The sequence below is a fragment of the Guptibacillus hwajinpoensis genome (genome assembly GCF_020171785.1).
Lineage (GTDB): Bacteria > Bacillota > Bacilli > Bacillales > Guptibacillaceae > Guptibacillus > Guptibacillus sedimenti.
The window spans coordinates 124,036-147,129 of sequence record NZ_JAIVAE010000002.1; the positions used below are offsets into that span (position 1 = coordinate 124,036).

Below are 23,094 nucleotides of genomic sequence, written 5' to 3' on the forward strand. Positions count from 1 at the left end.
AAACATTTGGGTAATCCCTCTTTATGGAGTTTTACGTTAAGGGGGATTATTATGGGGAAAAAAATGAATGAAGAGCCACATACAGCAAAAAACGATGGGTTAAGGAAAAAGAAGCGTTTTGCTCGAAATGTATTATTAACAGCAGCTTTTTTAATGGTGTTTGTCTTAACTTTTGGGGGTTACCAAACGTATGCGTACATTAATGAAGCACCAACGCTTGAAGGAAATGAACTTAGCTTACCGCAATCTTCTACTTTATTTGATGCTGAAGGAAACAAAATAACTGACATCGTCGGAAAAGAACATCGAAAAGTTGTTTCATTTGATGAAATTCCTGAACATGTTGTCAATGCTTTTATTGCAGTTGAAGATGTAAGGTATTGGGAACACAATGGCGTTGATATTAAACGGATTGGTGGAGCCGTTGTCGCAAATATTCAAGATGGATTTGGGGCAGAAGGAGCAAGTACGATTACACAACAGGTTGTTAAAAATATGCTTCTTGAACCTGAAAAGACTGTAAAGCGAAAAGTTCAGGAAGCTTACCTTGCAATGGAATTAGAAAAGCAGTACTCCAAAGAAGAAATTCTAGAAATGTATTTAAATAAAATTTATTTTGGTCAGGGAGCTTATGGTGTTGCAACAGCAGCTGAAACATATTTTAATAAGTCACTTGAAGAGTTAACGACGGCTGAAGCTGCTTTATTAGCGGGACTTCCACAGCGTCCGTCTGGATATGATCCATATAAACATCCGGACATTGCTACTGATCGTCGAGCAACGGTACTAAGCTTAATGGAGCAACATGGGTTTATTACTGTTCAAGAACGTGAAGAGGCGGCTTCCGTCGCTATTGAAGATACAATTGTAGAGAAGAAAAATCAGTCTACCACGAACGATGCTTTTATTGATCAAGTGATCGATGATTTAGAGAAAGCAGGTATCCCTGAAGAGGCTCTTTATTCAGGAGGATTAGAAATTCATACAACGCTAGACGCTGAAGCACAGAAAATTGTCGACGAGTCGCTTACAACGAATCAAGTAGTTAAATACCCCGATGAGGAATTTAGAGCGGGTATCTCACTTGTTGATACTCAAACTGGTGCTATTCGTGCCATAGGCGGCAATCGTCAAACCGGGGAAGACGACGTGCAAAAAGGGTTTAATTATGCAACTCAACTAGAACGGTCACCAGGTTCTACGATCAAGCCAATTCTTGATTATGCACCAGGTATAGAAAAACTTAAATGGTCCACAAATCAACAGTTTATCGATGAAGAACTTGAATTGAATGGAAAAGAATTTAGTAATTGGAATGACGAGTTTCAAGGCAGCGTATCGATTCGAGAAGCACTACAATGGTCTTATAATATTCCTGCTATTAAAGCATTTATGGAAGTTGGAGGAGAAGAAGCTCAAAGCTTTGCAGAGAAGCTTGGCATTTCAATTGAAGAAACATATCCGGCCTATGCGATCGGTGGCTTTGCGAATGGTATCTCCCCTTTACAGCTTTCAGGAGCGTATGCAGCGTTTGGTTCTGGTGGGACTTTTCACGAACCATATAGTGTAGAGAAAGTGGTCTATCCAAACGGAAAAGAAATGCAACTTTCCTCAAAACCTGAAAAAGCAATGAGTGAAGGAACAGCCTATATGATTACAGATATGCTACGAACCGTCGTTAAAGAAGGGACGGGCATGCAGGCAGGTGTAAAAGGGTTAGATATAGCTGGAAAGACGGGAACAACGAGTCTTGAAGAAGGCATTCGTGGAGACGGTGTATCAGATGCATGGTTCTCTGGATATACAACGAACTACACTGCAGCAGTGTGGACTGGATATGATAAAACCACTCAAAGTACGTACATTCATAAAGAAGATGATGACATTGCAAAACTGTTATTCCAGCATGTCATGAGAGAAGTATCAAAGGGAAAAGATACACCGGATTTTGAACAGCCTGATTCAGTTGAAGAGATTGAAATTGATAAAACATCTGGACTACGTGCAAATAATGCAACGCCTTCATCAAATATTATTAAAGAACTTTATTTTAAAGGAGAAGAGCCGAAAAAAGCTCCGTTGCCTAAAAAGAAAGAATCATCAAATGATAGCGAAAGTGATCAAATTAATAAGAAACGCGAGACCGAAAAACCTGCAGATAACGCCGCAAAAGAAAAAAAGCAACCTGAGAAAAAAGTAGAAGAAAAGCCACAGCCGAAACCAAATAATTCTGTCAAGGAAAAAGAAAAACCTAAGAAACAGAAAGAGCCGGAAGTAAAACAAGAGGAACAAAATGAACCAGAAGAAAAAAAGGAGGAACAGAATAAACCAGAAGAGTCATCAACTGATCCAGTAGAAAGTTCAGAGTCTGATAGCTCTGGAAATTCTGATGGTGAGAGTACCGGTGAAAGTGAGACGACACCAGATCCGAATAATAGTGAAACAGGTAATGAAGACGCAGGTAATGAAGAAACGAGTGAAGATGAAACTAGTACCGAAGAAAATGGTGACAACTCAGGAAACGCTGATCAGTCTGACGAAACGGGAGAAGGTACGACTGGCAATGACTCCTCTTCAGGTACAAATGATGACAGCGGAAGTAGTGAGGAAGGCGAACAGTCAGAACCTGTGGAAAGTGAAGAAGCAAGTGAACCAACACAAATTCAAGAAAATCAACCTTCTGAAGAAGAGACTTCCTCTTCTCAGAAGAACAATGATTCTACTGTAGAAGAAAAAAAGGAAGAAAATCCAACTGAATAACCTCAATTTGTGACGAATGTAACAGTCGTAGAAAGTAACCTCCATTATGATGAAGAAGGAAAAGAAAATTCATCATATGGAGGTTTTTATTATGAAAGCAGCCGTTGTACATGCATTTAAAGAGCCCTTATCTGTTAAGAATGTGGACAAACCTGTTATTGGTCATGGTGAAATATTAGTGCGTATTAAAGCATGTGGCGTATGTCATACGGATTTACATGCTGCACACGGAGATTGGCCAGTAAAACCTAAGCTACCGCTTATCCCTGGTCATGAAGGTGCAGGGATTATTGAGGAAGTAGGAGACGGCGTCACACACCTGAAGGTAGGAGACCGAGTTGGTGTACCGTGGCTCTACTCTGCGTGTGGCCACTGTGAATATTGCTTGACTGGACGCGAAACGCTTTGTAAAGAGCAACAAAATGCTGGCTATTCTGTAGATGGTGGCTATGCACAGTATTGCAAAGCAGATGCTGATTACGCAGTTAAAATTCCAGATAACTTAAGCTTTGAAGAAGTAGCGCCAATTTTTTGTGCAGGAGTTACAACTTACAAAGCTCTTAAAGTGACGGAGGCAAAGCCTGGACAGTGGGTCGGTATTTATGGAGTTGGTGGCTTAGGACACGTTGCTGTTCAATACGCAAAAGCGATGGGACTTCATGTCGTTGCGGTTGATACGCATAATGAAAAGCTTGCTTTAGCAAAAGAACTTGGCGCAGATCTTACAGTGAATCCGCTAGAAGAAAATTCAGCAGAATTTATTCAACGAGAAATTGGAGGGGCCCATGGTACGGTTTGTACAGCTGTTTCTAAGCCTGCTTTTAGTGAAGCTTATGCTGCTGTTCGCCGTGGTGGAAGTGTCGTTGCAGTTGGACTACCACCAGAAGAGATGCCGATTCCTATTTTTGATACGGTCCTAAATGGAGTGAAAGTAATTGGTTCTATTGTTGGGACGCGTAAGGACTTGATGGAAGCTCTTCAATTTGCTGCTGAAGGGAAAGTGAAAACGATCATAGAGACTCGTCCACTAGAAGAGATTAATCAAATTTTTGAAGAACTCGAAAATGGAGATATTAATGGAAGAGTTGTTCTTACGTTCGAATAAAAAAAACCGCCATTGGCGGTTTTTTTTATGTTGGAGGGGCTAATGGTACATATGGTGTTGTTTCAGAAGTTTGTGCACTTGGAAGGTCAGGAGCGGGTTCAGTATATCCCCCCGTGTTATAGAGGTTCGAAAGTGGTTTAATCATACCAGCACTACCAATTTGGAGAACGGAAGAATTCGAGATTCCATCAACCCTTAGCTGGTGAATGACGATGTTTTGGTTCACAAAGAAATTCACGAATCCTCAGCTCCCTAATTGTTAGCAGTGATGTTCTCGTCGGCAACGTCTGGATCAAGCGAATTTGTTAAGCTAAATCCATTGTTTACAATATGAAAATCCCCTGTATTGAATCCTCCTGAACCAGCATATGTTTTAGAAGTTGATTTCGGTGTTGTGTTAAAACTGTCGCCAAAGTTAACAACTCCACCTGCGCTATTAATTTTAACTGGTCCTACGATTGAAGGCATGGTTGAACACCCTTTAATTTGTTATACAGTAGTGTATGTGCTTGTAAGCCGATACGTTCTTAATCTTCGTCTGCATAAGGATCTGAGAAAAATTCGCGGTTATGTTTTACTCGAGCTTCTGTCCGAATCGTTCTTGTAGATCCTACGTGAAGAACAGATGACGCAGCGATACCTGTGATACGTATGCTACCAACTTTAATTATTGGATTCTCATGGATCGTCGTTTGCTTTAGATCTTCAGTAAGAAGAGGAAGGGGCAGGGTTTGTGAGTAAATTGGGAATTGTGTCAGGTCTTCAACTTCATTGCCATTAAAAATGGGTTGTTCTCTTTGTAAGGCATAAATTTTTGTGTCAGGTGTAACTTGATTGCTATCACCAATTTGAACAATGCCACTACTATCGAGTGACGTGACATAAACCCAGTTTACAAGTGAAGATCGGCTATACATAAAATCATATCCTTATGACGTTGATAGCGGTACAAAAGGCCTTGAGATGATTAAAGATTCCGGAGGCGTATCAAAAATCGATGAGCAAACAATCGATTCGGTGTCCCCTACTAGAAATACAGACGAACTTGCGACCGCCGTAACGTCGATATGACCCACTGACAACCCCCTGTTAATAACGGTGTAATTCACTTTAAATCAGTCCTTCCAGGTAAATTTTTTAGGAAAGCTTCCATACCGTTTGAGATGTCTCGCTTAATTTTTGCTGATACATCATCTACTAGTTTCTCTATATTCCCGTCTGGTGAGCGCGTCGCTTGTTGGTTCACATAATAATTAATTCTTTGGTCAAGCTGCTTTTGAATGTCATTTAAAATAAAGTGGCGGTATGGATCGTCAAGTGGATACTGATAGGTCTTTTCTAATTCGCCTAGTTTTTGTAACGCACCATTTTGCATATAGGACTGCACATTCTGTTGAATGGATTGGATTGCTTCAGGTGGAACATTAGAAGGATTCATCCCATTTCCGCCATTGACGGTGAAGTCATCAAGCACATCGGCCCCTCCATTAGGTGTTAGGCCAATGTTTAACGTGCCATCCAGTCTTTCAATTTTTAATTGATCGAATTTGTATTCGATTTTTTCGATATTGGTTTTTGGAGACTTAGATAATTCATTGCAATTATCTCTTAACTCATCAATCATATCTTCAAGCATTTTGATACGATTGTTTTGTTGTTCAATGCTTTGTTGCATCCGCTGTAAGATCGCGTAGAAATTATCGTTTGGATACATTGACCATCAACTCCCGTATCAAAATGTTGGTTTCACCTTATTTAATTGTATGTTGTAAATAAATTTAGGTGAATGCCCTCTTATATATTCGCAACAACATTTTGATCCGCAACATCACTATCGTTTACACTTGTCACGCTATAAGAACTGCTCACGTTTAAGCCATCCCCAGTATTAAAAGACCCTCCACCTGCAAAAGTTCTTATGGCACTGGTTGGAGATACAATAAAGACATCGCCGACGTGGAAAACACCACTACTTCCGATCGTGTTTACTTTAATAGCTCCGACGATTGCCGGCATGGTTTCACATCCTTATAAACAGATTTCACTTATTACTGTATGCGGGATAATAGCGTATGTTCGAAAAGAAGAGATATGGTAAACTACCTGAGTAAGGTAGGTGTGCAGAATGAATGAAGTAAGCCAACTAAATATAGAGCTCGTCCGTATGATTAAAGAATGGGATCCGCTATCCATTGGAACCGATGATTATGATACAGAAGCAGCGGATGTGGTCCAGCTTGTTCATCAGCTAGATGATGTCGCCGAGTTAGGCAAAGAAATTCAAGTCATTTATCATTTTTCGTATGAAGAAGTGATTCCACTTTCGAAGTGTGACCAGATAGCCGCTCAACTTCTTGCGCTAAAAAACACTACATCATGTGAGGGATGAACACGAAGCAGATCCTAAGAGGGTCTGTTTTTTTATGAATAATATTTTTCTTACGGTAAAAAATAGGCAAGTCACCAAACAAAGGAGAAGGGATGTAATTTGTATGAAATGGATATGGAGTTTCATTATGGTTGTTGCGCTTTTAGTAGCCGTCTCTCCACAAAGTTTAGCAGCGGAAAAGAATAACAATGCGAACGTTCGAGTCATTCATGCTTCACCAGATGCGCCAGCAGTTGATATTTATGTAGATGGGCAACCAGCCTTTAAAAACGCAGCTTTCAAAGATGTGACAGACTATGCAATGTTGGCACCAGGTGAGAAGACAATTCAAGTATTTGCATCCTCTGCTAATGGAGAAGGAAAGCCAGTTCTTGAACAAAAATTATCCGTAGAAGCTGGAAAGAATTATTCCGTACTGGCGGTCGGAAAGCTCGAGAATCTTGCCTTAAAAGTACTAGAAGATCAAAAGGGATCAGGAGAAAAAGCTGGTTTAAGAGCAGTCCATGCATCACCAAATGCGCCGGCAGTTGACATCGGGGTTAAAGGTGGAGATGCCCTTATTAAAAACCTTGCTTTTACCCAAAACTCGGAATACCAGTTTATTGATCCAGCAACGTATAATCTAGAAATTCGACCAGCAGGAACGGATAAAGCCGTGTTAGATCTACCTAATTTACCAGTAGAAGCTGGAGTTAACTACACCGCGATTGCATTAGGTTTATTAGATGGAGATCCATCATTAAATGTTATTCTTCTAAAAGATGGGAAATAATGATAAAGCCGCAGCTTAGCTGCGGTTTTATTTATCTATAAAATCGATAAAGGAGCAGAAAGAAAGATGCATACTAAACATACTGTAAGGTACATTTGTGAACGCTATTCTAGCGGAAATTGTTACTATTACAAACAAGAGCTTATTACACATGATTCCTGGCAAAATCCAGCTTCAATTAACTGGTCAACGAAAAGACCAATATCTAGTAGAACGTTTTTTGCTAAGGAGAGGGAAGGGTATAAAACAGTCAACATTTTGCATTGTAAAAAACCAGCTGAAGTTCTTCCATTCTCAAGAACATAAGAAGGTTTATGTGATTAAGAAGGAAAGAATGTGATAGAAAAAGGGGGAATTAATGATGAAAACAATTTATCATGTTCAAACTGGAAAGACCAAATCATGGGAGCTGAAAAAAGAAGGAGCCGAACAAGCGACAAAATCGTTTGAAACAAAAGAAGAAGCTTACCAGTTTGGCAGGAAAATTTGTGATGAAAATCGCCCTTCAGAGTTAGTCGTTCACCAAGAAAACGGTCAAATTGATGATCGAAGTCTTTATAATAGCTAGACATTTCTTTTCGATTCGTACATATTTTTCAGCTTATGAATAAACATAGTACTAACTACTATCCTGATGAAAGAAGGGAATATTCATGGATTTTATAAGTCCAACAGCTGGAAAAGTAACGATCGAACAGGTCACACAATTGATTAAGAATTATACGAAAGAAGATCCTAAGGGAACCTATCGGATTGTTATTGGAACCGATTCACAGACAAGCCGCAAAGCAACGCAGTTTGTGACAGCGCTTATTATTCACCGTGTCGGCAAAGGAGCAAGGATATTCTACCGAAAAGTAAAACAAAAACCGATTCATGAGCTCAGGCATCGTATTTACAAAGAGACTGAAATGAGTCTTGAGCTCATGGAATCGTTAAAAAATGAAGGATTTGCAGAACTATTAAAAACGTGGCCAATTGAAATTCATCTTGATGTTGGAAAACAAGGTGAAACGCGGAAAGTGATTCAAGAAGTCGTGGGTTGGGTTACTTCTGTAGGATATATCGCACGCATTAAGCCTGATTCATATGGAGCAAGTAGTGTTGCAGATCGTTACACGAAATCTATTAGCTAAACTGGCCGAATGTGCCAGTTTTTTTGTTGTGAAAATAGGATGAAATGCACAATGATTGAAACCTCATCTCTGCTCACTCGTATTACTAGTAGAGTAAAAATATAGGAGGAGAGCTAAATGAAGTTTCGAATGATTGCAATGGTTAGTGCACTCATGCTTATCTTGGCTGCATGCAGTGGGACAACGGAATCTGGTGGAGAAGTGAGCGTGGAAGAAGGTGTCGATGCCAAAGAAGTTTTTGAGAAATCCATTTCAGCTCAGGAAGACATAGAAAACTTCCATATGAAAGCGGATATGATTCAGAGCATCGGTTCAGGTGAAGAAGAGATGGAAGTGAAGAGCGTGATTGATGCTGACATGGTGATGGACCCGATGGCTTTTCATCAAATGATTGATATGACAGCCAATGGCGAAAGCATGCAGGTAGAATCCTACTTTACTGAAGAAGGCTTTTTTATGAAGCAAGGTGAACAGTGGATGAAATTTCCTGATGATATGACGGACACGTTGATATCTCTTCAAGAAACACAAGGGGATCCACAGGAACAAATGGAAATGTTAAAAGAATTTGTTGATGAATTTACGTTAACAGAAGAAGAAGATACGTATGTAATGACACTCAAAGCATCCGGTGAGAAATTTCAAGGTCTAATGGAAAAGACAGCGGAAGAAATGGGTGGACAAAATCAAATGATGGAAGAAGCAATGGATCAAATGAACGTAAATGAAGTTGCCTACACCTATACAATTGATAAGGAAAATTACCTTCCTATGCAAATGAAAATGACGATGGACAGTGAGATGACCATGGAAGGTGAAACGATTTCAAGTGTGATGAAAATGGACTCCACGTATGATCAATATAATGAAATTGAAGAAGTAAAGGTGCCGGAAGAAGTGATTGAACAGGCCAAAGATATGCCAGGGATGAGTGAGTAATCATGCGAGTGCTGTGTAAAACAGCACTTTTTTTGATGTTGAAAACTGAAGAAATGTGATATTACTGGAAAAAAGTGAACGAAAGCGTTACGATTAGCTCATTCGTATTGTTAGAAAGGAGCGAAGATAATGCCATCAGAAAACCTTGTATACGATCAATTTAAACGTCCGCTAAGGGATCTTCGTATATCAGTTACAGACCGGTGTAACTTCCGCTGCCGTTATTGTATGCCTGAAGAAACGTTCGGACCAGATTATGAATTTCTTCCAAAAACAAGTCTCCTTCAATTTGAAGAGATTACAAGGCTTGCTCGTTTGTTTGTTGGAATGGGGGTTGAGAAAATTCGCCTTACTGGTGGCGAACCGCTTTTAAGAAGAGACTTGGATGTGTTGATTACCATGTTATCTGAGATTAACGGGTTAACTGATATAGCGCTTACGACAAATGCTTCGCTACTGAAAAAGCAAGCCTTCAAGTTAAAAGAGGCAGGGCTAACTCGAGTGAATGTTAGTCTAGATGCCATTCATGACGAAACATTTGGAAAGATGAATGGAAGAGGCACAAAGATTAAACCTGTCCTTGAAGGAATTCAAGCAGCGGCTGATGCCGGTCTTCAAGTCAAAATCAATATGGTGGTTCAAAAAGGTGTTAATGACCATGAAATTGTACCTATGGCTTCTTATTTTAGAAATAGTGGTCACATCGTTCGTTTCATCGAGTACATGGACGTAGGAAATTCAAACGGATGGAAATTTGATCATGTGATGAGTAAAAAGGAAATCATTGATCAATTATCAGCAGTTTATGAGTTAGAACCTCTTGATGCTGCATACTTCGGAGAGGTCGCGTCCCGATACCAATACAAAGATGGTAGTGGGGAGGTTGGCGTCATTTCTTCTGTTAGCGATTCATTTTGTTCAAGTTGCACAAGAGCGCGTCTTTCTGCTGATGGTGCTCTGTACACATGCTTATTTGCTTCAAAAGGGACTAGTCTTCGAAACCCACTAAGAAACGGAGCTACTGATGAAGAGCTAAGGACCATGTTAGCAAACTTATGGAATGGACGAGATGATCGGTATTCAGATGAGCGAACGGAAGAAAGTGTATTAAAACGAGAAAAGATTGAAATGTCCTTTATAGGTGGTTAACAATGGGAAAACACTTAACAGATAGAACCGTATTAAGCTTTCGTGAAGGCGAATGGGTAGAAAAAAATGATCAAATTGCATTAGAAAAGCCGTTCACCATTCGAGTGAATCGTACAGAGTTTGCAACGCTCGTTTGCACACCGGATCATTTAGAAGATATGGTGACAGGTTTTTTAGCATCAGAGGGAGTCATCCGGTCTTTTGAGGACATCGAGGAAATGCTCTTTAATGAAGGTCAAGGAATTGTGAATGTTAAAGCCAATGTTCACATTCCTTTAACATCTGAAACGTACACAAAACGAGTGATCGGCTCCTGTTGTGGGAAAAGTAGACACTTTTATTTGCAAAGCGATTCCAGGACAGCTAAGACTATAACAAGGGCGCCACAGCTAACAGCGCAAGAATGCCTCGGAAACATGAGGGCGCTACAAAGCCAATCAACGACTTTTAAAACAACCGGTGGTGTACATAATGCGGCTATCTTTCTCAATGGTGAGCTTTTAGCTTCTCGAACCGATATTGGAAGACACAATGCGCTGGATAAATTATATGGTTATGTTCTTCGTCAGCAGCTTAAGCCGTCCGATCTTAGCGTAGCCTTTAGTGGCAGGATATCGTCTGAAGTCGTCATTAAACTTTCTAAAATGGGGATTGGTGTTCTTCTCTCCAAGTCTGCCCCTACTGAGTTAGCGATTCAATTGGCAGAGGATTTAAACATAACAACCGTAGGTTTTATCCGAAACGGAGGATTTAATGTCTACACAAAGCCCGAACGCATTAAACGCTAAACACCTCAATTTTTGAGGTGTTTTTTTTGATGAAGTCGTTCATACTACAGAACAAAAGGCGTTTAGAGAAAGGCGGATCAAGTATGGCTTGGACAATAGCTGTCGTTTTTTGGGTTGCTGGTGTTGCGTTAGTAGGAAGTCCCCGGTATTTGTTTCATCGCCTTGAGGCGATGAAATCTAATACGGCTGGCCGTGCAAGAGCCTCTGAAGCTTCCAACAAAGATGAAAGTATTTTTTTCTTTATTGAAACAAAAGCCCTTGACTCAATACCATGGTGGGTTGTAACCATCACTTGTGTGACAATAGGACTTTTTTTCATTGCGTTCGGTGTCATCGCCTTAGTTTTTTCATACTAAATTGAAACTTTCTTGTTCTTTTATTCGTCATTAATAGAGGGAGGAGACTGTGATCGGTTTGGTTTCCCTTCTTTAGTGGTAAAGAAAGAGAAAGATCGTTTGAGATAGGGAGATATGAGGGGTGCATAATTGATGGATGTAGAGAGAAGAAAAGAAAAGGATTTGTGGCGATTTTATTTTTTATTAATAGCGTTACTTTCCCTAAAAACCTACCTTGTTTATCGGTTTGAATTTACTTTTTCGTTAAACGGTATTGGGGAAGAGCTTTTCCTGATGATAAATTCAATAGGATCAATTGCATTACTGCTAGGTATCGGTCTATTTAGAAAGCAGTCAAAACCAGGCCTGATGCTAGCAGTTTATTTTGTTTTGTCAGCACTACTTTATTGCAATATTTTATACTATCGTTTTTACATAGACTTTGTGACAGTACCCGTCCTCTTTCAGTTTGGGAATGTTGGCGGTCTTGGTCAGAGTACAGTTGAGTTATTGAACTTATATGATCCATTCATTGTTTTTGATTCAATCGTTTTATTTTGGTTACTAAAGCGTAAAGGACTAAATAAATTAGCTCTTTCCAAGAAACTTAAGAAAAGGACAGCGATTAGTAGCGTCGCAGTTCTTCTATGTACAGCTACTTTAGCACTTATCATGCATCCTCTTTTATTTGAAAAATCATATGATCGAGAGCTTTTTGTTAAATCGTTAGGAGCCTATACGTATCATGTTTATGATATCGGGTATAATTCTTTTACGTCAATTAATAGTGCATTTGCAGATGATACAGAGCTATCTGAAATTGAAAAGTATGTGAAAGATAAGGAAGTCGAACCTTCCTCTTATGAAGGAATCGCAAATGGGAAGAACCTTATTCTTATCTCACTAGAATCGACTCAAGCATTTATGCTTAATGAGAGTGTTGATGGAAAAGAAGCAACACCTTTTTTAAATACGTTAAAAGAAGACAGTTTTTTCTTTCCAAATTTCTACCATCAAACCGCACAAGGAAAAACTTCCGATGCTGAATTTATGATTGATAGTAGTTTATACCCTCTTTCAGGAGGCTCTGTTTTTGTAAGAAAGCCACAAAACGAATTTCTCTCTCTGCCAGAGGCATTAAATAACGAAGGGTATACAACAACATCTTTTCACGGAAATGATCGTGAGTTTTGGAATCGATCAGAAATGTATGAGACCCTCGGTTATGATCGCTTTTATTCCAAAAAAGACTTTGACGTTAGTGATGAGAATTCCATTAACTATGGCTTAAAAGACATTCCGTTTTTTAAACAGTCGATTCCTTATCTAAAAGAGTTGGAACAGCCATATTCTGCTAAATTCTTAACGCTAACAAATCATTTCCCTTATTTATTAGAGGAAGAAGATACACTTATTACTCTTCCTGAGACGGAAGAAGAGGTAGTGAACCGCTATTTTGCAACGGTGCGATATGAAGATGAATCGATTAAAACCTTTTTTGAAGAAATGAAAGCAGCCGGTTTATATGAAGATTCGATTTTTGTTTTATATGGCGATCACTATGGTTTATCTGAAACGTACGATACAGCGCTAGGCGAATATCTTGGTAAAGAAATTGGGCCGGTTGAACACGTTGATCTCCAAAAAGTTCCTCTCATCATTCATATTCCTGGAGAGGATGGAGAAGTCATTGATACGGTTGGAGGACAGATTGATCTTAAACCAACAATTTTAGAATTATTAGGTGTAGAAGAAAGCAAGAGTTTAAATTTCGGAACGAGTCTTTTTTCAGAAAAACGAAAAGACCTTGTGATTTTTCGAGATGGAAGCTTTATTACAAAGAACCTGATTTATACAAAAAATACGTGTTATAACAAAGAAAGCACGTCAAAAACGAATCGAAACAAATGTGCTCGTTATTTTGGTGATGTTCAAGATGAACTTGATTATTCAGATCAAGTGATTTATGGTGACTTATTGCGTTTTATTCAATAATTTCAGTGTTTTTTCTGACAAATTCATGATAGGATTTAATTGGATATACTTTGCAAAGGGATGAGGATATATGGACTTACAAAGACTGCAAATACTCACTGAAGTTGTAAGAGAGTACAAAACCGCTCTTCATATGGATCAAAATAAAGATGAAGTTGGAAGAGAAGTGCTTGATATTGTGATGAACTCACAGGATCTTGTTTTATACGGTCATGTAAAAAGAGCAAAAGACATAGATAAATTTCCTGGTGAAGCAATTAAGCATCTTGATCAGGCAACCTCATACCTTCATGAAAAAATAGATGAACAATTAAAACACTCCTAGTAGGTGGTGCACCTCGAAAGTTAGAGTTAAAAACTAACTTCCGGGGTGTTTTTTTGCTTATCTTACTTCGTGTTAATATGTGAAAAATAGGAATAGTTTGCATTTTGAAGAGAGCGTTGTAACAGTTGCAATAGAATGTCATATAGTGATAAGCTTTTGCTGTTTACTAGATTAAAGGAGAGTGAAATAAATGACGAATTTCATAAAGCGACTGGCTCCTGTTCTTTTAATGGGACTAGTTGTTTTTGTTATAAGTGCTTGTTCGAACGGTGGAAATGATTCGAATGGAGCTTCAGGCGAAAAAGAAGCATCGAAATGGGAAGAAATACAAGAAGAAGGCAAACTTGTCGTTGCCACTTCAGGAACGCTTTATCCGACATCTTATTATGAAGAAGGATCGGATAAAGTGACGGGCTACGAAGTAGAAGTTGTAAGAGAAATGGCGAAACGCCTTGATCTTGATGTAGAATTTGAAGAAATGGGCTTTGATGGGATGTTAACAAGCATTAATTCGGGGAAAGTTGATTTAGCAGCCAACGATATTACATCAACAGATGAAAGAATGGAAAAGTTCACTTTCTCTGAGCCTGTTAAGTATTCTTATGGTACAGCGATCGTAAGAAAAGATGATCTTTCCGGTATAGAGTCTCTTGATGATCTAGAAGGAAAGATTGCGGCTGGTGCTTCTACAACGGTTTATATGGAAGTTGCCCGTGAGCATGGTGCAGAAGAAAAAATTTATGATAATGCGACGAATGAACAGTATTTACGTGATGTATCGAATGGTCGAACGGATATTATTTTAAATGATTATTACTTACAAACACTTGCTCTTGCTGCTTTTCCTGATTTAAACATAACCATCCATCCTGATATTGAGTACTATCCTAACAACCAACATATTGTAATGAAAAAGGATAGTGGCGAATTAGAAACAAAAGTGAACGAGACGATAAAAGAAATGAAAGAAGACGGCACGATGAAAGAACTATCTGAGAAGTTCTTCAATGGAGCTGACGTATCGGTTAAGCCAGATTTAGATATTGAAGAATAAGTGGGAGTTGTAACAAGTGGGGGAAATACACTGGGAATATTTATTTGATGCAGGTCTTGCGCTAAAATCATTTCCCTATGTGATCCAGGGTCTTGGGTTAACGTTATTAATTGCATTTGTTGGAATGATTATTGGTTTGGGTATGGGCTTATTTCTTGCTCTTGGTAGAATGTCCAAATGGAAAGCGCTCAGATGGCCAGCGCGCCTCTACATTTCCTTTATGAGAGGAACGCCAATTCTTGTTTTTCTTTATATTCTTTATTTCGGACTACCGGTAGTAGGAATTCAATTCTCAGCGTTAACGTGTGCTTTAATAGGGTTTAGCTTAAATAGTGCGGCATATATTGCAGAAATTCAACGCTCGGCTCTTTCATCAGTTGAAAATGGCCAATGGGAAGCTTCGACTGCTCTAGGTATGACTTATTGGACGACGATGAGAGAAGTAGTTTTGCCACAAGCAACGCGAATCGCCATACCGCCTCTATCGAACGTCATGCTCGATCTGATCAAAGCGTCTTCTTTAGCCGCAGTTATTACCGTTCCAGAACTGCTCCATCATGCGAAAATTGTTGGCGGAAGAGAATTTGATTTTATGACAATGTATATTCTCGTAGCTTTTATTTATTGGGGAGTATGCGTTTGTGTTTCCTTTTTCCAGGAACGACTAGAAAAGCGATATCATTATTTACACTAACCCTGGGGCTCTTTCCAGGGTTTTTTCTTTCGATTCATTTAATAGAGCGCTCAATTGAATCAGCACTCTTATTAAAAAAACAAAAATATCCCATATTCTTCATGAAGTTTTTTTAAGAATGTTATACTAAGTAAAATAAACAACATAGACGATTCGTCATATTGGAAGGGAGTTCATCAATTGCATGAAAAAATATCTTAATTTACTATTGATTGTTGGGGTTCTAATGCTTGCTGCTTGTAGTAATAATAGTGAGGCAACGGACGAAGAACCTGCTTCTGAAGATTCAGCAACTGTAGAAACGCAAAAAGAACTTGAAGCGATGAAGGTAGAAGAAGACAAGGTCGTCGCAACAGTTAATGGTGAAGAGATCAAAGGAAAAGATTATAATTCTATGCTTGTACAAACTCAGCTTCGCTATACGATGAGCGGGGAAGATCCATCAGATACTGAGGTAGCGAAATCGATTGAGCAAGAAGTGATGGACAATTTAATAGGACAGGAACTTTTACTTCAAAAAGCGAAGGAAGAAGGTTTCTCTGCATCAGATAAAGAAGTGGAAACAGAACTTGAACAAATTAAAGCGCAATTTGATGGCGAAAAGGAGCTTGAGAAAGCGTTACAAGGTCAAGGGATAACTCTTGAGCAGCTTGAAAGCCAGTATGCGGATATTGTAGTTGTTGATAAATTTGTAAAAGAAAAAATTGGTACACCTGAAGTATCTGATGAAGAAGTAAAGGCATTCTATGATGAGCAATTCTCAAAAGATGCTGAAAACCCCCCTTCTTTTGACGAAATGAAAGAGCGGATAAAAGACTATTTAGTTGAAACGAAAACACAAGAGAAAGTTCAAGAAATGAAAGCTGAACTGATGAAAGAAGCAGAAGTGAAAGAGAATTTATAGGTCAGCATAGAGCTGGCCTTTTTCTATGATTAGCCACATTAAATTGAAACAGGGAGAGATTAAGATATGGATCATGTCATCGCTGAACTTCGTACGTATGTGAAACAAAAATTAGAAAAGGAAGGAAGTGGACATGATTGGTACCACATTGATCGGGTCGTAAAACAAGCGCGCAGTATTGCGAAAGAAGAGGGGGCTAACCTCTTCATCTGTGAAGTTGCCGCACTTGTTCATGATCTTGCTGATGATAAAATCGCTTCATCAGAAGAAGCTGGATTAGAAGAAGTAGAGCAACTGCTAACCCCTCTAAATAAGGCGGATCTTGAGCACGTATTGGAAATCATTACAACCATTTCCTTTAAAGGCGGGAATCGTCCACCTGTTCGTAGTCTCGAAGCAAAGGTTGTTCAAGATGCCGATCGTTTAGATGCGATAGGTGCGATTGGAGTTGCCAGGACGTTTGTTTATGCTGGCTCGAAGGGAGATTTAATTTATGATCCATCCATACAGCCGCGTGAGCACATGTCAGCTAGCTCGTATCGGAATGAAAAGTCGACAGCTATCAATCACTTCTATGAAAAATTATTGAATTTAAAAGATTTAATGAATACGCATACCGGTTTAAGAATTGCTGAAGAGCGACATGAATTTATGACATCATTTTTATCACAATTTCATGGGGAATGGGAAGGGTTAAAATGATGATTATTGAGCCAATGACAGAGGATACTGCAAAAAAGATCCAAACGTGGCAATATGATGAGCCCTATTCTTTGTACAATCTAAATGGAGATTCAGAAGTGTTATCAGAACTTTTGAACGGCTCTTATTTTTTAGTTACAGAAAACAACAAATTAATTGGCTATTTTTGTTTTGGTAAGTCAGCTCAAGTTCCCGCTGGTTATAAGGAAAATGCTTATGCGGATTCTTTCCTTGATTTTGGGTTGGGTCTCCACCCGATGTATACTGGAAATGGAAAAGGTCTTCGCTTTGTTCAAGCGGGGCTCGCATATGCTTATGAGAAGTACAGTGGTAAGAGCGTTCGACTTACGGTAGCCTCCTTTAATAAACGGGCAAAAATAGTTTATGAAAGGGCAGGGTTTACATATGAGCAATCCTTCTTAAAGGTAAGTGATAGCGGTTCGACAACTTTTGAAGTTATGGTAAAAAAGATAGGAAAATAGGGAGAAATAGGCTGTGGTCACAAACCCTGGATTAAACTGTGCAAAAGCGGGAATAACAGAAGTATACAAGCAAGAAAGAACAGGAGGAAGGTTTCATATTCATAGTGCTATAACTAAAATAGAATCGAACCCTATTGGTTCAACTTGTCTTATTCTTACTAATTCTGACAGACTATAGGAAGTTTGGTCGAATGCGTTTTGATTCCTCCGAGATTTGGGCATAATGTTAATGTATTGGCATGAGGAGGAATGAGCATGTATGATGCAATTGAAAGAAAGCGTAAAGAAATGTTCGATATGGCGGGACGTTACGGCTTTGCATCAGAGAGAACCATTCGCTGTAGTCAGGAGTTGGACCGATTATTAAATGCCTTAATGCAAACGAAACAACATAATGAGGAAGTATTGTGAAACTTAAATCTAATTTTTTCTTCCTGTAGGGTAAAATAAAGGAGGAAACCTTATGAAGTTTGATCTTAAATCAATTCTCACAAAAGAGTTATTTGATTGGATAGAAGAACATCCTAAGCGCAATCAGTTGATTGAATCCATTCAAGGAGAAATCTTTCAATCCGTGGTACATTTTCGTGAGTGGAATGACTCTGATTATAATGGGAATGATGACTGGATACTTTTTGCGCTTCGAAATGAAGAAGTGTGGCAAGATGAAGTCGATCCGATCGATCAGTGTGAAAGCCGTTAGAAGCACGGCTTTTTTTTGTGGTATTTTAGAACTTAATGTAGATTTAAGCAGGAATCATTTGCTTGGAAAGAGAAAAACTACTTACTATGGAATTTATCCGGTGTACGTAGGGGGACTTATGGTGAAACATTCACAAGACGTTCTTATAGATAAGCAAGAGCTTCATGAACTTCATAGAAATTATCAAACGTACAAATCGCTATTTGCCCATTATCCAGGTATGATGTACCTTTTAGATCATCATGGACTCATTCAAAATATTAACCATTTCGGTGATGCCATATCAAAGCATTACAATGTCAGAATTAAAAGCAAGCATTATACAAACTTTATTCTAGCTTCAGAACATGACGAAGTGAACCACTTTTTTTATAAAACGCTTCAGGGGCAAGTTACACATTTTAATACGGTTTTCCTTACACCCGATCAAGAGCCGTTCGAAGTTGAATTGGTAAATATACCTGTTTATGTTGACCATGAAGTAAAGGGTGTATTTACGTACGTTCGAGATATTACGGAAGAACGAGCAGCAGCATTTGCTCTTCGAGAAAGTCAGGAAAAGTACCGGCTGATTGCTGAGCATACATCAGAGTTAATTAGACTAGTGAATGTCGAGAGCGGGATCATTACCTATGCTTCTCCTTCCCATGAAACCATTCTTGGTTTTAAAACTGAAGAGTATACAGGTCAGTCGTTTTATGAGGACATTCACCCTGATGACCATGATGCCGTTATTCATTTATTACATAGTGCAAAAGATAAGCCAGCCGTCGCAGAATTTCGACGGAGGCATGTAAATGGAAATTGGATCACGTTAGAAGATCGAGCAAGATCCATCCCTTATGGCGTCAATGGAGAAAGAATGAATGTTGTCGTCTCAAGAGACATTACTGAGAAAAAACGAGCGGAACAGGAGCTTCAAAGCACGCTAAAACAGTTAAAAGATTTAAAATATGCCCTTGATGAAAGTGCTTTAGTTTCTGTGACAGATGAGTCTGGGAAAATTACTTCTGTGAATGAGAAATTTTGTGAGATAACGGAATATACCGAAGGCGAACTTCTCGGTCAAACACATATGATTCTAGATTCAGGGTATCATCCGCAGTCTTTTTTTGACGAAATGGACGTGCAAATTCAATCAGGGTCAGTCTGGAAAGGCGAAATCAATAACAAAACGAAACATGGAAACGATTTTTGGGTCGATACAACAGTGGTGCCGTTCAATGGTGATAACGGAGAACCGTACCAATATGTTTACATTCGTAAAGATATTACAGATCGTAAGCGCGCCGAAGAACTTCTTCGAACGTCCGATAAATTATCCGTAATAGGTGAACTAGCTGCTGGCGTTGCTCATGAGATTCGAAATCCATTAACGTCTCTTAAAGGTTTTACCCAAATTTTAAAATCTAGGCTAGATAGTGACAGTGATCAAGAGTTTATTAGCATTATGCTTGATGAATTGGATCGCATCAATATGATCGTCAATGAATTTATGGTGCTGGCGCGACCGCAGGCTTTAGCTCATGAGAAAGCGAACTTACAAGATTTACTACAAAATGTTCTTACCTTGATTGAAACGCAGGCAACGTTAAACAACGTGCAAATCATCACTAGAGTAATTGAAAACATTCCTAACATATCTTGCAATGAAAATCAGATCAAACAAGTTCTCATCAATATTATAAAGAATTCGATTGAAGCAATGCCGAACGGTGGAGAAATCATACTCTCCCTTTTTCCTGTTGAAAATGAAGTATTCATTGAAGTGAGAGATAATGGAGAAGGCATTCCAGATCACCAGCTAACCCATCTAGGAGAACCTTTTTATACGACGAAAAAAAAGGGGAACGGCCTTGGTTTAATGATTTGCAGGCGAATTATTCAAAATCATCAGGGGACCTTGTTAATCGATAGTAAAGAAGGGGAAGGCACTGTGGTCACAATAAAACTCCCTTATCGTCCTTCTGATGAATCGCGCTGAGCCAGCGCTTTTTTCTTTTATTCAATTCTTTACTTTAATTAAGTAAGCGCTTACAATTATGAAAAGGATAGTTAAAATAAGGGGCGTGTTGAGAATGAGAAGCGAGACGAGTTATCGAATGCTTGCCTTTGAAAAGTTCAACGCTGAAAAGAATTGGTCAGAAAACAATCGCCTTTTTAATTATGCCATTGTAGGATGCGGAACATTATTTTATATTTTATCGAATGTATTTTAACGAACAGTACGAAGGGGCTTCTCAAAAAACGAACTTCTTTTTATTAAAAGAGAAGTTCCTTTTTGAGAAGTCTCTTTTTATAATGGTCGTCTATTCATTATGACTAAAGTGAAAGGTTCGAACCTCAAATGGAGTCGTCTGATAAGCTTTTGCGATTCCTTCAACTGCTACTAATTCTTTCGGAACTCGCTTTAATCTAACATGAAACGAGTGCTTTTCATGAAATAGTGGGTATGAGATCTGAATGTTTTCCTTAGAAAGCCAGTGTGTAAGAAGGGCATTATTTGTCGTTAGAAAATAGAAGGATTGTGAAAAGCCTTTCTTAAACCACGAAAGTTCTTCGCTTTTTGAAACTCCAGGTTCTTGAAAGCAAACGTATAGTGACAAGTCATCACAAAATTGTAGTAATTGATAATGAAAAGTAAGAAGGGATTCCGAAATACGAAAAGTTTCTAACAGTTGATTCTGTCTAGTATCTTCTTCAGCATAAAACGTTTTAGCTTCCATAGATGTCGCATTGTGAAAAAATGATTGATAATGTTTGCTACAAAGAAAACCGCCGTAAGTCGTCTTATTAATAACATCTTCTAATCCTTTTTTGTAAAAGGTTAACTTGGGAGCGAGTGGGAAATCTAGAAAGGTATAGGGGGCCTCGCGTCGATCGTTCCAAAACGGTACGGTATCGAGCGGGATCCATCCACAATCATGATAGCGAATCGCATGTAAGACCTCTTCACGATAAAGCGAATCGGGCCAATAGTCTTCTCGTAACGCTTCTGCAAACTGCCCCGACAAAAGCGCATGATCATGCTGACTAGTCATCACAAAACAATCATTCTCCTCATAAACAATCATCCAATTCATCCTTTCAAGAAAAGCGTATTTGAAGCAATTGCGAGGCTGGTTAAAGAAGCTAACCAAACAGTGGACCGTTTAGTCTCGACAAAACAAGGGGCGGAAATCCCTTATTTGTAAGCGCGAACAATTAAATCGAGACAAAAAAGCGAGTCCATTAAGGAGCGCTTTTTTGAATTTCTTTAAAATTAACGCGTGCGTTCGTCATATCTATTTTTGAGATAACAATTGGTTTTGTAATCGCTTGGGTGACCATATCATCTTTTTTAGGATCGGTATAATAATAAGTAACGAGAAGTTCATTATTTAGTTTCTCGATGCTTTCGATGTTAACCGAATAGCCGCCTGTGGGCATCTCACCGCGAGTAATGATAATATACAGTTCTTCACCTGATGGAACCGTAAAGGTCGATTTCTCTAACCACTTTTGTTGAACGGTCGTTTGAATGTCTTTTGGCGCATTTTGCATTTCTACTGTTTCAAAAGTGATTTCCTCCTTCATTTCATCTCCCCCACTTGAATCGTCTGTAGACTGTGATGAATTATCTCCACATCCTGTCAAAATGACAAAGACCAGTGATAGTAGCAATAATATTGAACGCAATGTCTTACCCCTTTCTTCTCGTAGCCTCTATATTTAGAAAATGATTCTATTGAATTATAACGCTATCTTAAGTTTAGCGAATTTCAATAAGCTTGGAAAGAGTCAGGAGATTAAACGATTACATTTTCTTTACATAGGGTATTGAATAATTGTGAGTAAATGGCGTAAAAAAAGGAGAGTAGACATGCAAAAAGAAATTATAAGCTTTTTAAAGAACGTAGAAGAACCTGTGACAACAAGAGAGATTATGGAATATTTATCTGGGAAGGGATACAATCCCGATGAAGGAGAGCTTGTCCGTGTTATAAAAGATATGCCTCAAGGTGTTGTGAAAGAAGAATATGATGCATCTGTAATTGATCCGTCCCCATCAGTTGTTTATAAAGCAGGACCAAACGCTTAAGAATTCATTTTCGAAAAAGATCGACGAAATACAAACCAATGATTAGAAAAAATACGATTCCAACTCCATAGAGGATATCCATGATCAAGTCCATTCGATAACATCCTTTCGAGAAGCTTAATGTAAGTGTACCAAACGTTCTTATTCCTTTCCGATTTTTTTGTTTTGTTTGAATGAGGAAATGATATAATAGTAGCATTGAGTTAAGCATGGAAGGATGTCGTCATGAAGAATTGGAAGTTTGATAGCTCTAAACTGATCATCTTATTTTTTATTGTGTTTATTATTGTAGGCGCTGTCAACGTCATATTTAGCGACCGGAAAATGAATACAAGTGAATACTTACTGAGTGAAAACCAACGAGATGTTGTTTCGCGATCTGAAACGCAGCCTAAAGTACCGGTTGGAGCCCTTGTAAATAGCAAGCTCGCTGAAAATAATGCTATCACTCTTACAGCTAAATTGAAATATGAAGGAAAAGAAGAAACGGGAATAAAGGTAGTCGAAAATAGTATGTTAGATTATCAGATTACGGAACATGAAACAAATGATATTGTTATCCCTTATACATCCCCTGATCCATCTGTCCTGAAAAACGTCTCAACAGATGATATAGTTGAAGGAGAGTCACTAAAGACTGAACCACTTGACACTGGTGCTTATCAAATAGAAGTAAAGGTGCCAATTATAATGGATGATAAGGAAGAGAGTTTCCTATTTCGTATTCCTGTCGAAATAACGCCATAGTAAGCGCTAAAAAAAACTTCCAATTAGGAAGTTT

32 protein-coding genes are annotated in these 23,094 nt (G+C 38.7%); 24 read left to right on the top strand and 8 right to left on the bottom strand.

Annotation, left to right across the window (positions count from 1 at the left end; genetic code table 11):
• Nucleotides 1-51: 51 nt before the first annotated feature.
• A complete protein-coding gene (locus LCL91_RS01045) occupies nucleotides 52-2,760 on the top strand; it encodes a PBP1A family penicillin-binding protein (protein ID WP_224879212.1) in 2,709 nt (902 codons plus the stop codon).
• Between the two features lie 91 nt (nucleotides 2,761-2,851).
• Nucleotides 2,852-3,865: an alcohol dehydrogenase AdhP gene (gene adhP, locus LCL91_RS01050; RefSeq protein WP_224879214.1), complete on the top strand. Its 1,014-nt coding sequence runs from the start codon at nucleotides 2,852-2,854 to the stop codon at nucleotides 3,863-3,865.
• A 25-nt stretch (nucleotides 3,866-3,890) separates the two neighbouring features.
• Here the strand turns inward: adhP and LCL91_RS01055 are convergent, their stop codons facing one another.
• The 6 genes from LCL91_RS01055 to LCL91_RS01080 form a co-directional block, all read right to left on the bottom strand.
• The gene (locus tag LCL91_RS01055) at nucleotides 3,891-4,103 is read right to left on the bottom strand and encodes a spore germination protein GerPB (protein ID WP_166001318.1); all 213 of its coding nucleotides are present in this window, start codon (nucleotides 4,101-4,103) and stop codon (nucleotides 3,891-3,893) included.
• Between the two features lie 14 nt (nucleotides 4,104-4,117).
• Nucleotides 4,118-4,333: a spore germination protein gene (locus LCL91_RS01060; protein WP_098443029.1), complete on the bottom strand. Its 216-nt coding sequence runs from the start codon at nucleotides 4,331-4,333 to the stop codon at nucleotides 4,118-4,120.
• Nucleotides 4,334-4,392: 59 nt separating this feature from the next.
• Nucleotides 4,393-4,782: a spore germination protein GerPE gene (locus tag LCL91_RS01065; RefSeq protein ID WP_224879217.1), complete on the bottom strand. Its 390-nt coding sequence runs from the start codon at nucleotides 4,780-4,782 to the stop codon at nucleotides 4,393-4,395.
• Nucleotides 4,783-4,794: 12 nt separating this feature from the next.
• Nucleotides 4,795-4,974: a spore gernimation protein GerPD gene (locus LCL91_RS01070; protein ID WP_224879219.1), complete on the bottom strand. Its 180-nt coding sequence runs from the start codon at nucleotides 4,972-4,974 to the stop codon at nucleotides 4,795-4,797.
• Entirely contained in the window at nucleotides 4,971-5,579 is a 609-nt protein-coding gene (gerPC, locus tag LCL91_RS01075) for a spore germination protein GerPC (RefSeq protein WP_224879221.1), read from the bottom strand. Before gerPC ends, LCL91_RS01070 begins: the two co-directional genes overlap by 4 nt.
• 80 nt (nucleotides 5,580-5,659) lie before the next feature.
• Nucleotides 5,660-5,881 carry a spore germination protein gene (locus LCL91_RS01080; RefSeq protein ID WP_160920091.1) on the bottom strand — a complete coding sequence of 74 codons (222 nt, stop codon included), beginning with the start codon at nucleotides 5,879-5,881 and terminating at the stop codon, nucleotides 5,660-5,662.
• A gap of 109 nt (nucleotides 5,882-5,990) precedes the next feature.
• Here LCL91_RS01080 and LCL91_RS01085 point away from each other — a divergent pair, with 109 nt between their 5' ends.
• The 20 genes from LCL91_RS01085 to LCL91_RS01180 all read left to right on the top strand — a co-directional run bounded on the left by LCL91_RS01085 (nucleotide 5,991) and on the right by LCL91_RS01180 (nucleotide 20,451).
• Nucleotides 5,991-6,254, top strand: a complete 264-nt coding sequence (locus LCL91_RS01085) for a DUF1871 family protein (RefSeq protein WP_224879223.1) — start codon at nucleotides 5,991-5,993, stop codon at nucleotides 6,252-6,254.
• Between the two features lie 103 nt (nucleotides 6,255-6,357).
• Nucleotides 6,358-7,026: a DUF4397 domain-containing protein gene (locus LCL91_RS01090; RefSeq protein WP_224879225.1), complete on the top strand. Its 669-nt coding sequence runs from the start codon at nucleotides 6,358-6,360 to the stop codon at nucleotides 7,024-7,026.
• 66 nt (nucleotides 7,027-7,092) lie between these two features.
• Nucleotides 7,093-7,332 (top strand): hypothetical protein, encoded by a 240-nt coding sequence (locus LCL91_RS01095; protein WP_224879227.1) that lies wholly within the window; start codon nucleotides 7,093-7,095, stop codon nucleotides 7,330-7,332.
• A 55-nt stretch (nucleotides 7,333-7,387) separates the two neighbouring features.
• Nucleotides 7,388-7,594 carry a DUF2188 domain-containing protein gene (locus LCL91_RS01100; protein WP_224879229.1) on the top strand — a complete coding sequence of 69 codons (207 nt, stop codon included), beginning with the start codon at nucleotides 7,388-7,390 and terminating at the stop codon, nucleotides 7,592-7,594.
• Between the two features lie 85 nt (nucleotides 7,595-7,679).
• Nucleotides 7,680-8,162, top strand: a complete 483-nt coding sequence (locus LCL91_RS01105; RefSeq protein WP_224879231.1) for a ribonuclease H-like YkuK family protein — start codon at nucleotides 7,680-7,682, stop codon at nucleotides 8,160-8,162.
• A gap of 117 nt (nucleotides 8,163-8,279) precedes the next feature.
• Nucleotides 8,280-9,101 (top strand): DUF6612 family protein, encoded by an 822-nt coding sequence (locus LCL91_RS01110; RefSeq protein ID WP_224879233.1) that lies wholly within the window; start codon nucleotides 8,280-8,282, stop codon nucleotides 9,099-9,101.
• A 129-nt stretch (nucleotides 9,102-9,230) separates the two neighbouring features.
• Entirely contained in the window at nucleotides 9,231-10,250 is a 1,020-nt protein-coding gene (gene moaA, locus LCL91_RS01115; RefSeq protein ID WP_224879235.1) for a GTP 3',8-cyclase MoaA, read from the top strand.
• 2 nt (nucleotides 10,251-10,252) lie between these two features.
• The gene (fdhD, locus tag LCL91_RS01120) at nucleotides 10,253-11,038 is read left to right on the top strand and encodes a formate dehydrogenase accessory sulfurtransferase FdhD (protein ID WP_224879238.1); all 786 of its coding nucleotides are present in this window, start codon (nucleotides 10,253-10,255) and stop codon (nucleotides 11,036-11,038) included.
• Nucleotides 11,039-11,121: 83 nt separating this feature from the next.
• Complete coding sequence (locus LCL91_RS01125; protein WP_142329551.1) at nucleotides 11,122-11,394, top strand: hypothetical protein; 273 nt, start codon at nucleotides 11,122-11,124, stop codon at nucleotides 11,392-11,394.
• Between the two features lie 132 nt (nucleotides 11,395-11,526).
• Entirely contained in the window at nucleotides 11,527-13,368 is a 1,842-nt protein-coding gene (locus LCL91_RS01130; protein ID WP_224879240.1) for an LTA synthase family protein, read from the top strand.
• Nucleotides 13,369-13,438: 70 nt separating this feature from the next.
• Nucleotides 13,439-13,693 (top strand): hypothetical protein, encoded by a 255-nt coding sequence (locus LCL91_RS01135; protein ID WP_224879242.1) that lies wholly within the window; start codon nucleotides 13,439-13,441, stop codon nucleotides 13,691-13,693.
• Nucleotides 13,694-13,883: 190 nt separating this feature from the next.
• The gene (locus tag LCL91_RS01140; RefSeq protein WP_224879244.1) at nucleotides 13,884-14,747 is read left to right on the top strand and encodes a transporter substrate-binding domain-containing protein; all 864 of its coding nucleotides are present in this window, start codon (nucleotides 13,884-13,886) and stop codon (nucleotides 14,745-14,747) included.
• A 16-nt stretch (nucleotides 14,748-14,763) separates the two neighbouring features.
• Nucleotides 14,764-15,441 carry an amino acid ABC transporter permease gene (locus LCL91_RS01145; protein ID WP_224879246.1) on the top strand — a complete coding sequence of 226 codons (678 nt, stop codon included), beginning with the start codon at nucleotides 14,764-14,766 and terminating at the stop codon, nucleotides 15,439-15,441.
• A 184-nt stretch (nucleotides 15,442-15,625) separates the two neighbouring features.
• A complete protein-coding gene (locus LCL91_RS01150; protein ID WP_224879248.1) occupies nucleotides 15,626-16,345 on the top strand; it encodes a SurA N-terminal domain-containing protein in 720 nt (239 codons plus the stop codon).
• 66 nt (nucleotides 16,346-16,411) lie between these two features.
• Nucleotides 16,412-17,047 carry an HD domain-containing protein gene (locus LCL91_RS01155; RefSeq protein WP_224879250.1) on the top strand — a complete coding sequence of 212 codons (636 nt, stop codon included), beginning with the start codon at nucleotides 16,412-16,414 and terminating at the stop codon, nucleotides 17,045-17,047.
• Nucleotides 17,044-17,529 carry a GNAT family N-acetyltransferase gene (locus tag LCL91_RS01160; RefSeq protein WP_224879252.1) on the top strand — a complete coding sequence of 162 codons (486 nt, stop codon included), beginning with the start codon at nucleotides 17,044-17,046 and terminating at the stop codon, nucleotides 17,527-17,529. Before LCL91_RS01155 ends, LCL91_RS01160 begins: the two co-directional genes overlap by 4 nt.
• Nucleotides 17,530-17,778: 249 nt before the next feature.
• Entirely contained in the window at nucleotides 17,779-17,940 is a 162-nt protein-coding gene (locus LCL91_RS01165; protein ID WP_373560754.1) for a Spo0E family sporulation regulatory protein-aspartic acid phosphatase, read from the top strand.
• A 52-nt stretch (nucleotides 17,941-17,992) separates the two neighbouring features.
• Entirely contained in the window at nucleotides 17,993-18,232 is a 240-nt protein-coding gene (locus LCL91_RS01170; RefSeq protein WP_159782102.1) for a hypothetical protein, read from the top strand.
• 121 nt (nucleotides 18,233-18,353) lie between these two features.
• On the top strand, nucleotides 18,354-20,216 hold the full coding sequence (locus LCL91_RS01175; RefSeq protein WP_224879254.1) for a PAS domain S-box protein: 1,863 nt from the start codon (nucleotides 18,354-18,356) through the stop codon (nucleotides 20,214-20,216).
• A gap of 94 nt (nucleotides 20,217-20,310) precedes the next feature.
• Entirely contained in the window at nucleotides 20,311-20,451 is a 141-nt protein-coding gene (locus tag LCL91_RS01180; protein ID WP_224879256.1) for a hypothetical protein, read from the top strand.
• Nucleotides 20,452-20,541: 90 nt separating this feature from the next.
• On the opposite strand, the gene LCL91_RS01185 is transcribed toward LCL91_RS01180, so the two are convergent.
• Together LCL91_RS01185 and LCL91_RS01190 are read right to left on the bottom strand one after the other, a co-directional pair.
• Nucleotides 20,542-21,306 (bottom strand): DUF3891 family protein, encoded by a 765-nt coding sequence (locus LCL91_RS01185; protein WP_224879258.1) that lies wholly within the window; start codon nucleotides 21,304-21,306, stop codon nucleotides 20,542-20,544.
• A gap of 157 nt (nucleotides 21,307-21,463) precedes the next feature.
• A complete protein-coding gene (locus LCL91_RS01190) occupies nucleotides 21,464-21,910 on the bottom strand; it encodes a protease complex subunit PrcB family protein (protein WP_224879260.1) in 447 nt (148 codons plus the stop codon).
• Between the two features lie 184 nt (nucleotides 21,911-22,094).
• On the opposite strand from LCL91_RS01190, the gene LCL91_RS01195 reads away from it, so the two are divergent.
• Together LCL91_RS01195 and LCL91_RS01200 are read left to right on the top strand one after the other, a co-directional pair.
• Nucleotides 22,095-22,313 (top strand): hypothetical protein, encoded by a 219-nt coding sequence (locus tag LCL91_RS01195; protein WP_224879263.1) that lies wholly within the window; start codon nucleotides 22,095-22,097, stop codon nucleotides 22,311-22,313.
• Between the two features lie 225 nt (nucleotides 22,314-22,538).
• Nucleotides 22,539-23,060: a hypothetical protein gene (locus tag LCL91_RS01200; protein WP_224879265.1), complete on the top strand. Its 522-nt coding sequence runs from the start codon at nucleotides 22,539-22,541 to the stop codon at nucleotides 23,058-23,060.
• The last annotated feature ends 34 nt before the right edge of the window (nucleotides 23,061-23,094 follow it).

Bases quoted from the DNA above. Each gene is read 5' to 3' on its own strand.
- LCL91_RS01195 (WP_224879263.1), top strand. From the start codon at position 22,095: ATGCAAAAAGAAATTATAAGCTTTTTAAAGAACGTAGAAGAACCTGTG.
- LCL91_RS01170 (WP_159782102.1), top strand. From the start codon at position 17,993: ATGAAGTTTGATCTTAAATCAATTCTCACAAAAGAGTTATTTGATTGG.
- LCL91_RS01105 (WP_224879231.1), top strand. From the start codon at position 7,680: ATGGATTTTATAAGTCCAACAGCTGGAAAAGTAACGATCGAACAGGTC.
- LCL91_RS01150 (WP_224879248.1), top strand. From the start codon at position 15,626: ATGAAAAAATATCTTAATTTACTATTGATTGTTGGGGTTCTAATGCTT.
- gerPC (WP_224879221.1), bottom strand. From the start codon at position 5,579: ATGTATCCAAACGATAATTTCTACGCGATCTTACAGCGGATGCAACAA.
- fdhD (WP_224879238.1), top strand. From the start codon at position 10,253: ATGGGAAAACACTTAACAGATAGAACCGTATTAAGCTTTCGTGAAGGC.
- LCL91_RS01045 (WP_224879212.1), top strand. From the start codon at position 52: ATGGGGAAAAAAATGAATGAAGAGCCACATACAGCAAAAAACGATGGG.
- LCL91_RS01130 (WP_224879240.1), top strand. From the start codon at position 11,527: ATGGATGTAGAGAGAAGAAAAGAAAAGGATTTGTGGCGATTTTATTTT.
- LCL91_RS01110 (WP_224879233.1), top strand. From the start codon at position 8,280: ATGAAGTTTCGAATGATTGCAATGGTTAGTGCACTCATGCTTATCTTG.
- LCL91_RS01125 (WP_142329551.1), top strand. From the start codon at position 11,122: ATGGCTTGGACAATAGCTGTCGTTTTTTGGGTTGCTGGTGTTGCGTTA.
- adhP (WP_224879214.1), top strand. From the start codon at position 2,852: ATGAAAGCAGCCGTTGTACATGCATTTAAAGAGCCCTTATCTGTTAAG.
- LCL91_RS01095 (WP_224879227.1), top strand. From the start codon at position 7,093: ATGCATACTAAACATACTGTAAGGTACATTTGTGAACGCTATTCTAGC.
- LCL91_RS01140 (WP_224879244.1), top strand. From the start codon at position 13,884: ATGACGAATTTCATAAAGCGACTGGCTCCTGTTCTTTTAATGGGACTA.
- LCL91_RS01100 (WP_224879229.1), top strand. From the start codon at position 7,388: ATGAAAACAATTTATCATGTTCAAACTGGAAAGACCAAATCATGGGAG.
- LCL91_RS01060 (WP_098443029.1), bottom strand. From the start codon at position 4,333: ATGCCTTCAATCGTAGGACCAGTTAAAATTAATAGCGCAGGTGGAGTT.
- LCL91_RS01085 (WP_224879223.1), top strand. From the start codon at position 5,991: ATGAATGAAGTAAGCCAACTAAATATAGAGCTCGTCCGTATGATTAAA.
- LCL91_RS01135 (WP_224879242.1), top strand. From the start codon at position 13,439: ATGGACTTACAAAGACTGCAAATACTCACTGAAGTTGTAAGAGAGTAC.
- LCL91_RS01160 (WP_224879252.1), top strand. From the start codon at position 17,044: ATGATGATTATTGAGCCAATGACAGAGGATACTGCAAAAAAGATCCAA.
- moaA (WP_224879235.1), top strand. From the start codon at position 9,231: ATGCCATCAGAAAACCTTGTATACGATCAATTTAAACGTCCGCTAAGG.
- LCL91_RS01180 (WP_224879256.1), top strand. From the start codon at position 20,311: ATGAGAAGCGAGACGAGTTATCGAATGCTTGCCTTTGAAAAGTTCAAC.
- LCL91_RS01080 (WP_160920091.1), bottom strand. From the start codon at position 5,881: ATGCCGGCAATCGTCGGAGCTATTAAAGTAAACACGATCGGAAGTAGT.
- LCL91_RS01155 (WP_224879250.1), top strand. From the start codon at position 16,412: ATGGATCATGTCATCGCTGAACTTCGTACGTATGTGAAACAAAAATTA.
- LCL91_RS01090 (WP_224879225.1), top strand. From the start codon at position 6,358: ATGAAATGGATATGGAGTTTCATTATGGTTGTTGCGCTTTTAGTAGCC.
- LCL91_RS01185 (WP_224879258.1), bottom strand. From the start codon at position 21,306: ATGATTGTTTATGAGGAGAATGATTGTTTTGTGATGACTAGTCAGCAT.
- LCL91_RS01065 (WP_224879217.1), bottom strand. From the start codon at position 4,782: ATGTATAGCCGATCTTCACTTGTAAACTGGGTTTATGTCACGTCACTC.
- LCL91_RS01200 (WP_224879265.1), top strand. From the start codon at position 22,539: ATGAAGAATTGGAAGTTTGATAGCTCTAAACTGATCATCTTATTTTTT.
- LCL91_RS01165 (WP_373560754.1), top strand. From the start codon at position 17,779: ATGAGCATGTATGATGCAATTGAAAGAAAGCGTAAAGAAATGTTCGAT.